The sequence below is a fragment of the Actinoplanes sp. NPDC004185 genome (genome assembly GCF_053603475.1).
Map to the genome: position 1 here is coordinate 98,543 of NZ_JBSGFR010000018.1, position 10,844 is coordinate 109,386.

The following is a 10,844-nucleotide window of genomic DNA, read 5'->3' on the forward strand; positions in this document are numbered from 1 at the left end:
TTACCGGATCGAACGCGACACCATGGGCGAGGTCCGGGTCCCGGCCGACGCCCTGTGGCGGGCGCAGACCCAGCGGGCGGTGGAGAACTTCCCGATCTCCGGACGCGGGCTCGAACCCGCGCACATCCGGGCCCTGGCCCAGATCAAGGGCGCGGCCGCGCAGGTCAACGCGTCGCTCGGGGTGCTGGAGGACGACCTGGCCAAGGCCATCGTGACGGCCGCCGCGCACGTCGCCGACGGTGGCTACGACGACCAGTTCCCGATCGATGTGTTCCAGACGGGCTCGGGCACCTCGTCCAACATGAACACCAACGAGGTCATCGCCGAGCTGGCGACCCGCGCGCTGGGCCGGCCGGTGCACCCCAACGACCACGTCAACGCCTCGCAGTCCAGCAACGACGTGTTCCCCTCGTCGATCCACCTGGCCGCCACCGAGGCGATGACCAGCAGCCTGATCCCGGCCCTGGACCACCTCGTGGTCGCGCTCGGCGCGAAGGCCAACGACTGGTCGCAGGTCGTCAAGTCCGGCCGCACGCACCTCATGGACGCGACGCCGGTCACCCTCGGCCAGGAGTTCTCCGGGTACGCGGCGCAGATCCAGAACGGCATCGACCGGCTCACCGACACCCTGCCCCGGCTGGCCGAGCTGCCGCTGGGTGGCACCGCGGTCGGCACCGGGGTGAACACCCCGCCCGGCTTCGCGCCCGCGGTCATCTCGCTGCTCAAGGAGATGACCGGGCTGCCGCTGAGCGAGGCGCGCAACCACTTCGAGGCCCAGGGCGCGCGGGACGCGCTGGTCGAGGCGTCCGGGCAGCTCCGGGTGGTCGCGGTCAGCCTCTACAAGATCGTGAACGACATCCGCTGGATGGGCTCGGGACCGCGGGCCGGCCTGCGCGAGCTGCGCCTGCCCGACCTGCAGCCGGGCTCGTCGATCATGCCGGGCAAGGTGAACCCGGTGGTGCCCGAGTCGGTCCGCCAGGTCGTGGCCCAGGTCATCGGCAACGACGCGGCGGTCGCCTTCGCCGGCACCCAGGGCGACTTCGAGCTCAACGTGATGCTGCCGGTGATGGCCCGCAACCTGCTGGAGTCGATCAAACTGCTGGCCGCGGCCGCCCGGATGCTGGCCGACCGCTGCATCGACGGGCTCGAGGTCAACGAGGAGGTGGTCCGCGGCTACGCCGAGGGATCGCCGTCCATCGTCACGCCGCTGAACCGTTTCCTCGGTTACGACGAGGCCGCGGCGATCGCCAAGCAGGCCCTCAAGGAGGACAAGACCATCCGCGCCGTGGTCATCGAGCGTGGTCACGTGGCGAACGGCACGCTGACCGAGGAGCAGCTCGACACGGCTCTCGACGTGCTCCGGATGACCCGCCCCTGAGCGGCTGTGGACGAGCTTGTGGATAACCTCCCGCCCGGCGTCACTCGGGCGGGAGGTTACTTCGTGGCGGAGGTCGGTACCCTTGTACGGTGACGCTCCGCCTGCATGACACCGCGACCCGATCCGTCCGGGACTTCGTCCCGATGACGCCCGGTCAGGTCGGTATCTACCTGTGCGGTCTCACCGTCCAGTCGGTGCCGCACATCGGTCACTTGCGGTCCGCGGTCAACTACGACGTGTTGCGGCGCTGGCTGCTGCACATCGGCCTCGACGTGACCTTCGTCCGCAACATCACCGACGTGGACGACAAGATCCTGGTGAAGTCGCTGGAGACGGGCCGCCCCTTCTGGGCGATCGCGTACGCGAACAAGCTCGTCCTGGACGCCGACTACCGCGCCCTCAACGTGCTGCCGCCGACGTACGAGCCGCTGGCCACCGGGCACATCACCGAGATGCACGAGCTGATCGTCGAGCTGATCGAGCGCGGGCACGCGTACGTGTCGGCCGAAGGCACCGGCGACGTGTACTTCGACGTCCCCAGCTACCGCGAGTACGGCTCGCTGTCCGGGCAACGCCCGGAGGACATGCTCTCGGCCGGCGAGGCCCCGGAACGCGGCAAGCGCCACCCCGCCGACTTCGCCCTGTGGAAGGGCGTCAAGGCCGACGAGCCGGGCGACGCGTCCTGGGCCTCCCCGTGGGGCCGCGGCCGGCCCGGCTGGCACATCGAGTGCTCCGCGATGGCCCGGCGCTACCTCGGTCCCGAGTTCGACATCCACGGCGGCGGCCTCGACCTGACCTTCCCGCACCACGAGAACGAGATCGCCCAGTCGCACTCGGCCGGGCTGTCGTTCGCCCGCTACTGGGTGCACCACGCGCTGCTCAACCTCGGCGAGGCCAAGATGAGCAAGTCGCTGGGCAACGTGATCGACGTGCAGGCGGTGCTGGCGATGGGCATCCGCCCGGTCGAGCTGCGTTATTACCTGGGCGTGCCGCACTACCGCTCGCGCATCGACTACTCCGACGAGGCGCTGCGTGAGGCCGCCACGGCGTACCGCCGGATCGAGGGTTTCGTGCAGCGGGCGGTCGAGGTCGTCGGTTCCGGCCGGCCGAAGGACGTGCCGCCGGCCTTCGCCGCGGCGATGAACGACGACCTGAACACCTCGGCGGCGCTGGCCGTCGTGCACGACACGATCCGTGAGGGCAACACCGCGCTGGCCGCGAGCGACGAGACCGGCGTGCGCGCCGCGCTGACCGAGGTCAGGGCGATGCTGGGCGTGCTGGGGCTGGACCCGCTCGACGACGCCTGGCGCAGCGGCGACGAGGGCGGCGACCTCAAGCCGATCGTCGACTCGCTGGTGGCGCTCGCACTCGAGCAGCGCGCGCAGGCGCGCGCACGCAAGGACTGGGCGGCGGCCGACTCGGTCCGCGACCAGTTGAAACACGCGGGAGTTCAGGTGGAGGACACTCCGGCCGGGCCGCGCTGGACGGTAGGAGAGCAGCACTGATGCCGGGTAATTCGTTCAATGTGAGCAAGCGCGTGTCGGCCAAGAAGGGCGCGACCGCCGGCTCCGGCGGTAAGAACAGGTCGAGCTCGGGCCTCAAGGGCCGGGGCAAGACACTGCCCGCCGACGAGCGGCCCTGGCACAAGGGCTACTCCGGCACGGAGAAGCTGCCCGACAAGACGGCGCGCAAGCAGGAGAAGGAGCGGCGCGCCGCCGCCGCCGAGGGCCGCGCGCCCAAGGTCGGCATCCCGGGCACCAAGGACACCACCTGGGGTCGCGGCGGCGGCCGGGGCACCACCGGCCGGCCGGCCCAGCAGCGCGGCAACCGCGCGCAGGGCCGCACCGGTCCGCGGGTCGCCCCCGGACGCAAGAGCAACCCGACCCGGGAAGGTCCCGAGCTGCTGCTCGGCCGCAACCCGGTGAACGAGGCGCTGCGCGCGTCCATCCCGGCGACGGCCCTGTACGTTGCCCAGGGCATCGATCTGGATGACCGGGTCGTCGAGATCGTCCGTACGGCCGGGGACCGGGGCATCCCGATCCTGGAGATCAGCCGGCTCGAGCTCGACCGGATGACCGGCGGCGTCCTGCACCAGGGCGTCGGGCTGCAGGTGCCCCCGTTCGCGTACGAGAATTTCGACGACCTCGTGGCCGCGGCGATGGAGCAGACCGCGCCGCTGCTGGTGGCCCTCGACGGGGTGACCGACCCGCGCAACCTGGGCGCGGTGATCCGCTCGGTGGCCGCGTTCGGTGCCCACGGCGTCTTCATGACCGAGCGCCGGGCCGCCGGCATCACGGCGACCGCGTGGCGCACCAGCGCCGGCGCGGCCGCCCGCGTGCCGGTGTCCCAGGTGGTCAACCTGACCCGCTCGATCAAGGCGGCCCAGCAGGCCGGCTTCACCGCGATCGGCCTGGACGCCGACGGCGAGACCGACCTCTACCAGCTCGAGGTCGCTGTCGGCCCGCTGCTGGTGGTCGTCGGCTCCGAGGGTCGCGGCCTGTCCCGGCTGGTCGGCGAGACCTGCGACCTGCGCGTCAGCATCCCGATGATGTCCGAGGTGGAGTCGCTGAACGCCAGCGTCGCCGCCGCGGTCACCCTCGCCGAAGTGTCCCGCCGCCGCATCTACGGGTAGTCGCACCCTGCCTGTAACGTGACGGGCCGAGTGGACCGTGGCGCGGAGGAGCAGGGCATGACCGACGGCATGGCGCGCGGCGGTTGGCTGCTCGGCGTCGACCTCGGCACGTCACACACGGTGGCGATGCTGCGCCGGCCCGACGGCCGTACCCGGCCGTTGCTCTTCGACGGCCAGCCGCTGCTGCCCTCCGCGGTCTACCTGGACACAACCGGCCGGCTGCACGTCGGCCGGGACGCGGTCCGGCTCGGTCAAGCCGAGCCGGGCCGGCTCGAACCGAACCCGAAACGGCACGTCGACGCGGAATCCGTGCTGCTCGGCGACACCGAGGTGCCGACCGCCGACCTGCTGGCGGCGCTGCTCGGCGCGGTGGCCCGGGAGGCCGTCGCGGCCACGGGCTTCCTGCCGCCCGCCGTGCTGACCTATCCGGCGGCCTGGGGCTCCCGGCGCCGCGAGGTCCTGACAACCGCGCTGGCCCGAGCCGGCTGGCCGCCGGCCACTCAGCTGCTGCCCGAACCGGTCGCCGCGGCGCACTACTTCGCGGATGTCCTCCGCCGCCCGGTGCCGGTCGGATCGGCGCTGGCAGTCTTCGACTTCGGTGGCGGCACGCTGGACATCGCCGTCGTCCGCAACGAGGGAGTCACGCCGGAAGGGCTGCCCCGGTTCGCGGTGGCCGCGTCCGGCGGCATCGACGACCTCGGCGGACTCGACCTCGATGCGGCGCTGGTCGAGCACCTGGGCGCTGAGCTGAGCGTCAGCGAGCCGAGCGCGTGGGCGGCGCTGACCGGGCCGGTCACCCTGGCCCAGTGGCGGGCGCGGCGGCAGTTCTGGGAGGACGTGCGCGGGGCGAAGGAGATGCTTTCCCGTACGGCGCTCGCCCCGGTGCCGGTGCCGGGCGTGGAGCACGCGGCACATCTGACCCGGGACGAATTCGAGACCGCGGCGGGGCCGTTGCTGCGGCGCGGGGTGGCCGAGGCCGGCTCGGTGATCCGGGCGGCCGGGGTGGCGCCGACCGAACTGGCCGGGTTGTTCCTGGTCGGGGGATCGTCGCGGGTGCCGCTGGTGGCCCGGTTGCTGCACGGGGAGCTGGGCATCGCGCCTACGGTGCTGGAGCAGCCGGAGCTGCCGGTGGCAGAGGGCGCGATCATCGTGGTCGCCGTGGCTGACAGCGCGGTGGCCTCGGCGGCGAGCTCGCCTGGGTCCGTGCGGGCGGCAGGTCCGGGTGATGCGGCTGCTGGGGCGGTATCGGTGGGCGCTGCGACGCTGGATGATCCGGCGGGCACGGCCCCGCGGGCTGGAGCGGCGATGGCGGAAAGCGCCGCGCCGGCACAGGCCGCGTCGTTGGGCGCGGCGACAACGGACAGTGCGGCAGCGCCGGCCGGGTCGATGGGTGCTGGGGCGGCGGATGGTGGGGCGACGCCGGCTGCGCCGATGCGGCCGGCGGCGGTGCCGCCGATCTCCGACACCATGACCCATCCGGCGCCCGCTGCCGAGGGCGATGGGCCGGGCCTGCTCAGTACAGAAGCCATGCAACCCACCTCCGCCGCTGCGGCGGTCTCCACGGAGACGGATACGGCCGCGGCCTCGCCTCCCCCTCAGGGGGCCGCCCCGGCACAACACGCAAAAGCGCCCGCCGCAGCGGGGCAAGCTCCGATGCCGCCCGCGACCCCGTCGCAACAGCCGTTCTCGGGGCCGTCGCAGCACGCCAAGCCGGCCGCTGTGGTGGCCGCCGGCGGGTCGCAGGGTGCGGAGCCGCACTACGCCGAGCCGGTCGATCCCTGGGCGACCGGTGAGGCCGCCGCTTTCGGGAATCAGGGCGGCGGACCCGTGCTCCACCCGGTGTCGGGTGCCCCCGTCTCGGGCGCTGCCACGCCGCCGGGGGCCGAGTCGTGGCTGGCCTCGACGCATCCTGATCCCGATGAGGCCGGAGGGCCGGGGGCGCGGGCCAAGCTTCCGGCGTACAAGCGGAAGGTGGTCTGGATCGTCGCGGCCGTGACGGCCGTCGTGCTGGGGGCCGCCGCGACCGTTGTGGTGCTGTTGTGGCCGGGGTATCCGGCGCTGGACTACGAACCGCTCGCCGACCTGCACCGGGTCAAGCCCGTCGTGCCGGTCAGTTCCGCCTTCAGTGCCGCCGCGCTGCGGGACGGCCGGGCCTATTTCGCCAGCGCCGACGACACGAACACGCTCGGGGTCGTGGCGGCGGCCACCGATACCGGCGAGACCGCCTGGACCAGCACGGCGGCCGGGTCGGCCAACCGCTGGGAGTTCTTCTTCACGATTCCCGGCGCTGTTGTCGCCATCACCGGCATCGATTCGCTCACCGGGCAGCGGCGGGTCGTGGTGCTCGACGCGGGCGATGGCAAGAAGCGCTGGGAACGGGCCATGGACGGCTACGACAACGTGCTGTTCGCCGGGGACCGGGTGGTTCTCATCGACCGGCGGGAGGGCCGGCTGCTCGGGCTCGATCCGCGCACCGGCAAGGGTCTGTGGGAGAAGCGGAACCCCAAGAGCGAGTACGGGCAGACCACCACCCAGGTCGTCCCCGTCACGACCGAGGACGACTTCGCCGGTCCCGCCGGCACCGACGGGGTCGCGTTCGCCGAGCCGCTCGACGACGACAAGCGCATCGTGCAGATCGGTGCCGACGACTCGGCGCAGGTCAGAGACGCGGACAGCGGGGAGGTGGTGGCCGGTCCGCGGCAGAGCGTGGCGCAGACCGACGACAAGGTCATCGCGCACAACGGCCGGCTGATCGTGGCCGAGTCCACCGACGCGCACCGGCTGTTCGCCTACGACCTGAAGAAGCTGGAGCCGAAGCTGCTCTACACCCCGCCGAGCACGAACTCGCGGCTCGAGCACTTGACGCCGTGCGGCGCCGACCGGATCTGCCTGATCGAGACCGCCGGTTCCGACGCCAAGACAGCGCAGGTGGTGGCCATCAACGCCGCCGACGGCGGGGTGGTGTGGCGGCGTCCCGTGGTCGACGCCGAGGACCTGATCGCGGTCGGGGAGGCTGTGCTCGTCCCGCAGAACACGTCACCGGCGCAGGTCAGCCTGGTGGCCTCCGACGGGCGGATCGCCTGGACCCGGGCCGGGGTCGCGGGACGGCTGGACGCCGGTAACACCCTGCAGTTCTCCAAGGCGCTGTCGACCTCCTCGGACGACCCAGCGCTGGCCGGGGAGCACGTCGGCGACAAGGCCGTCCCGCTCGGGTCGCTGGCCGACGTACGGTCCTCGACCTGCGCCTGGGACACCAGCCACCTGGCCTGTGTCGCCGACGCGGACTTCATCATCCAGCGATTCGCTGGATAGCGAAGCCGGACAGCCGAGCGGGACAGCCGAGCCGGACAGCGAAACGGGCGGCCCCCGCAGGGACCGCCCGTTCAGCCGATCACTTGCTTCAGATGCGCTCGCCCGTGGTGGCGTTGAAGACGTGCACGCTCTCGGTCTGCGGCTTGATGAACACGGTCTCGCCCATGGTCGGCATGTTGCGCCGGTCGGTGCGGACCACGAACCGCTCCGAGCTGCCCTCGAGGGCCGCGTGGCCGTAGACGTTGGCGTCCGAGCCGAGGTCCTCGACCAGGTCGACGACGATCGGCAGGCCACCCGCGGTCGGGGCGACCAGGTCGGTCGCCTCGGGGCGGAAGCCGATGGTCACCTTGCCGTTGCCCTGCGCGGCCGCGACCTGCTCGCGGGTCAGCGGCACGGCCAGCTCCGCGAAGCTCGCGCCGCCCTCGGTCAGGCCGACGGTCTTGATGTTCATGGCCGGGGAGCCGATGAAGCCGGCGACGAAGACATTGCCGGGCTTGTCGTACAGCGCCCGCGGGGTGTCGCACTGCTGCAGCACGCCGTCGAGCATGACCGCCACGCGGTGGCCCATCGTCATGGCCTCGACCTGGTCGTGGGTCACGTAGACGGTGGTGATGCCCAGCTTGGCCTGCAGGGTGGCGATCTGCGAACGGGTCTGGACGCGCAGCTTGGCGTCGAGGTTCGACAGCGGCTCGTCCATGAGGAAGACCTGCGGCTCACGCACGATCGCGCGGCCCATGGCGACACGCTGGCGCTGACCGCCGGAGAGCGCCTTCGGCTTGCGGCTCAGGTACTCGTCGAGCTGGAGCAGCTGGGCGGCTTCCTTGACCCGGCGGTCGATCTCCGACTTCGGGGTCTTGCGCAGCTTCAGGGCGAACGCCATGTTCTCGTACACCGACATGTGCGGGTACAGGGCGTAGTTCTGGAACACCATCGCGATGTCACGCGACTTCGGGGGGAGGTTCGTGACGTCCTTGCCCTCGATCAGGATGCGACCGCGGTCCACATCCTCGAGGCCGGCGAGCATCCGCAGGCTGGTGGACTTACCGCAACCGGAGGGGCCGACCAGGACCAGGAACTCGCCGTCGCCGATCTCGAGGCTGAGCTCGTTGACCGCGGGGCGCTCCTGCCCGGGATAGATCCGGGACGCCTTGTCGTACGTGACCGTAGCCATGGTGAATCGACTTCCTTTCCACCGGCAGGAACGTGCCGGACGATCCGAGTGGAGGAACAGTGTGGTGAGCCACACGCTGGTCACCGTAGGTCTTTTTTCGGCAACTGCCAAGGCGAGCGCCCGGTAAAGGGCGTTTCGGCCTGTCAGACGGCAACCGGTATGCTGATGTCCGCGCCCCTGTAGCTCAGTTGGCCAGAGCACCTGTCTTGTAAACAGGATGTCGTCGGTTCGATTCCGACCGGGGGCTCCTAGGGTGGCGCCATGCGCATCGAGCGGGTCGCGGACGTCGCGGCCGTACACCTCGCGGCAGCTCTCTTCGACGGGCCGCCGCTGGCGGCCGCGACGGAGAAGTTCCTCGCTCAGCCGGACCACCATCTGCTCTTCGCCTATCTCGGCGACCGCCCGGTCGGCATGATCTCCGGGGTGGAGACCACCCATCCGGACAAGGGCACCGAGATGTTCGTGTACGAGCTGGGCGTCCTGCCCGACGCCCGGCTGCTCGGCGTCGGCACGGCCCTGGTCCGGGCGCTGGCCGAGCTGGCCCGCGAGCGCGGCTGTTACGGCATGTGGGTGGGGACCGAGGTCGACAACGAGGCCGCCCAGGCCACCTACCGCCGGGCCGGCGCCACCGAGCAGACGCCGTTCGTGCTGCTGAACTGGGATCTCACTGCGGAAGACGGGGCGACATGACGTTCACCGAGGAACGGCGGGGCTGGCTGACGCCGATGCGGGCCCGGTCGGCCGACGAGAACCACCGCGTCGCCACCCCGCTCGAGCTCTTCTTCGACCTCTGCTTCGTGGTCGCGGTGGCGCAGGCCGCCCTGCCGCTGCACCACGCCGTCTCCGAGAACCACGTGTGGGACGGGGTCACCAGCTACCTGATGGTCTTCTTCGCCATCTGGTGGGCGTGGATGAACTTCACCTGGTTCGCCTCGGCGTACGACACCGACGACGACGTCTACCGGATCACCTCGTTCGTGCAGATCGCCGGGGCGCTGGTGCTGGCGGCGGGCGTCTCCTCGGCGTTCGACGGCGGCAACTACGTCGGCATCACGATCGGCTACGTGATCATGCGGCTGGCCATGGTGGCGCAATGGCTGCGGGCCGCCCGCGCCGATCCGCAGCGCCGGGCCACCGCCCTGCTGTACGCGGCCGGCATCACGATCGTGCAGGTCCTCTGGCTGCTGCGGCTGGCGCTGCCGGAAGCGTGGGGCACGCCGTCGTTCCTGGTGCTGGTCGTGGCCGAGCTGCTCGTGCCGATCGTCGCCGAGCGGGCTCCGGGCGGTCCGACCACCTGGCACCCGCACCACATCGCCGAACGCTACGGACTGTTCACGATCATCATGCTGGGCGAGGCGGTGTCGGCGGCGACGATCGCCATCCGCACCGGCCTGGACACCGGCGAGTACGTCACCGACCTGGTGTCGATCGCGGTGGCCGGGCTGGTCGTCGTCTTCGCGCTGTGGTGGCTGTACTTCGACCGTTCGGCGCAGGGGCTGCTGACCTCGCTGCGGGCCGGGATGTTGTGGGGCTACGGCCACTACTTCATCTTCGGTTCGGCCGCGGCAGTCGGGGTCGGCGTCGCGGTGGCGGTCGACCACGCCACCCACCATGCGCACATCTCCGGGGTCACGGCCGGGTTCGCGCTGGCCGTACCGGTGGCGCTCTATCTCTTCTTCGTCTGGCTGTTGCACATCCGCCCGCACCAGCAGGGAGCGCTCGTGGTGGCGTACCCGGCCGTGGCCGTGCTGGCGTTGCTGGCGCCGTTCGGTCCGAAGCCCGTGTTCGTGATCGCGGGTCTGCTGGTGGCGCTGGTGGCGATCACGGTGGCCGCCGGCCGCCGGGTGCCGGACCGGATCGAGTCAGGGCACTAGCCCGCGTTGTTGCGCACCCGGTCCGAGGGCGGCCAGACGTACGGCAGGTCGGCCGGGACCTCGCCGAACAGCGGCCGGTAGAAGTCGGGATCCTTGCGGAACAGCGCGGACCGGTGGCTCAGGTGCAGCGCCTCGTCGCCGAGCCAGGGTGGCAGCTCGCCGGCCGCCGCCAGTTCCGCCTGGGTGCGGATCACCGTGATCCCGCGCGCCTCGGCGACGTCCGCGCGCATCGTGGCAGCCGTCGAGTCGGCGCGACCGGTGGAGATCCAGACTTCGCACATGTCGAGGCCGTACCGGACGAGCCCCTCCTCGTAGCCGATCCACATCTTCACCGCCGGGTGGTGGCGCCAGCCGTACGTCGGCAGCGTCAGCCCGCGCAGCACCTGCACGGTCTCCACCCGCTGTTTGCCCAGCCGTTTCTGGTCCAGCGCGCGGGCGCTGGCGACGAAGTCCGGGTAGGGAAGGAATGTCTGCATC

8 protein-coding genes and 1 tRNA gene are annotated in these 10,844 nt (G+C 71.5%); 7 read left to right on the forward strand and 2 right to left on the reverse strand.

Annotated elements, in window-relative coordinates; all coding sequences use genetic code 11:
- Window positions 1–22 precede the first annotated feature (22 nt).
- The 4 genes from ACWEOZ_RS20120 to ACWEOZ_RS20135 all read left to right on the forward strand — a co-directional run bounded on the left by ACWEOZ_RS20120 (window position 23) and on the right by ACWEOZ_RS20135 (window position 7,322).
- Window positions 23–1,378 carry a class II fumarate hydratase gene (locus tag ACWEOZ_RS20120; protein ID WP_451912246.1) on the forward strand — a complete coding sequence of 452 codons (1,356 nt, stop codon included), beginning with the start codon at window positions 23–25 and terminating at the stop codon, window positions 1,376–1,378.
- A gap of 89 nt (window positions 1,379–1,467) precedes the next feature.
- Complete coding sequence (gene cysS / locus ACWEOZ_RS20125) at window positions 1,468–2,883, forward strand: cysteine--tRNA ligase (RefSeq protein ID WP_451912186.1); 1,416 nt, start codon at window positions 1,468–1,470, stop codon at window positions 2,881–2,883.
- Window positions 2,883–4,010: a 23S rRNA (guanosine(2251)-2'-O)-methyltransferase RlmB gene (rlmB, locus tag ACWEOZ_RS20130; RefSeq protein ID WP_451912187.1), complete on the forward strand. Its 1,128-nt coding sequence runs from the start codon at window positions 2,883–2,885 to the stop codon at window positions 4,008–4,010. Before cysS ends, rlmB begins: the two co-directional genes overlap by 1 nt.
- A gap of 57 nt (window positions 4,011–4,067) precedes the next feature.
- Window positions 4,068–7,322, forward strand: coding sequence for an Hsp70 family protein (locus ACWEOZ_RS20135; protein ID WP_451912188.1), 3,255 nt, complete (start codon window positions 4,068–4,070; stop codon window positions 7,320–7,322).
- Between the two features lie 88 nt (window positions 7,323–7,410).
- Here the strand turns inward: ACWEOZ_RS20135 and ACWEOZ_RS20140 are convergent, their stop codons facing one another.
- The gene (locus tag ACWEOZ_RS20140; RefSeq protein WP_360545978.1) at window positions 7,411–8,493 is read right to left on the reverse strand and encodes an ABC transporter ATP-binding protein; all 1,083 of its coding nucleotides are present in this window, start codon (window positions 8,491–8,493) and stop codon (window positions 7,411–7,413) included.
- A gap of 173 nt (window positions 8,494–8,666) precedes the next feature.
- Here ACWEOZ_RS20140 and ACWEOZ_RS20145 point away from each other — a divergent pair.
- The 3 genes from ACWEOZ_RS20145 (at window position 8,667) to ACWEOZ_RS20155 (ending at window position 10,367) form a co-directional block, all read left to right on the forward strand.
- A tRNA-Thr gene (locus tag ACWEOZ_RS20145) sits at window positions 8,667–8,740 on the forward strand.
- Window positions 8,741–8,754: 14 nt separating this feature from the next.
- Window positions 8,755–9,183, forward strand: coding sequence for a GNAT family N-acetyltransferase (locus ACWEOZ_RS20150; protein WP_451912189.1), 429 nt, complete (start codon window positions 8,755–8,757; stop codon window positions 9,181–9,183).
- Window positions 9,180–10,367: a low temperature requirement protein A gene (locus tag ACWEOZ_RS20155; protein WP_451912190.1), complete on the forward strand. Its 1,188-nt coding sequence runs from the start codon at window positions 9,180–9,182 to the stop codon at window positions 10,365–10,367. Before ACWEOZ_RS20150 ends, ACWEOZ_RS20155 begins: the two co-directional genes overlap by 4 nt.
- Here ACWEOZ_RS20155 and ACWEOZ_RS20160 read toward each other — a convergent pair.
- Window positions 10,364–10,843 carry an MSMEG_6728 family protein gene (locus tag ACWEOZ_RS20160; RefSeq protein ID WP_451912191.1) on the reverse strand — a complete coding sequence of 160 codons (480 nt, stop codon included), beginning with the start codon at window positions 10,841–10,843 and terminating at the stop codon, window positions 10,364–10,366. The genes ACWEOZ_RS20155 and ACWEOZ_RS20160 overlap by 4 nt on opposite strands.
- Window position 10,844 lies beyond the last annotated feature (1 nt).

Bases quoted from the DNA above. Each gene is read 5' to 3' on its own strand.
- ACWEOZ_RS20120 (WP_451912246.1), top strand. From the start codon at position 23: ATGGGCGAGGTCCGGGTCCCGGCCGACGCCCTGTGGCGGGCGCAGACC.
- ACWEOZ_RS20160 (WP_451912191.1), bottom strand. From the start codon at position 10,843: ATGCAGACATTCCTTCCCTACCCGGACTTCGTCGCCAGCGCCCGCGCG.
- ACWEOZ_RS20155 (WP_451912190.1), top strand. From the start codon at position 9,180: ATGACGTTCACCGAGGAACGGCGGGGCTGGCTGACGCCGATGCGGGCC.
- ACWEOZ_RS20140 (WP_360545978.1), bottom strand. From the start codon at position 8,493: ATGGCTACGGTCACGTACGACAAGGCGTCCCGGATCTATCCCGGGCAG.
- ACWEOZ_RS20150 (WP_451912189.1), top strand. From the start codon at position 8,755: ATGCGCATCGAGCGGGTCGCGGACGTCGCGGCCGTACACCTCGCGGCA.
- ACWEOZ_RS20135 (WP_451912188.1), top strand. From the start codon at position 4,068: ATGACCGACGGCATGGCGCGCGGCGGTTGGCTGCTCGGCGTCGACCTC.
- rlmB (WP_451912187.1), top strand. From the start codon at position 2,883: ATGCCGGGTAATTCGTTCAATGTGAGCAAGCGCGTGTCGGCCAAGAAG.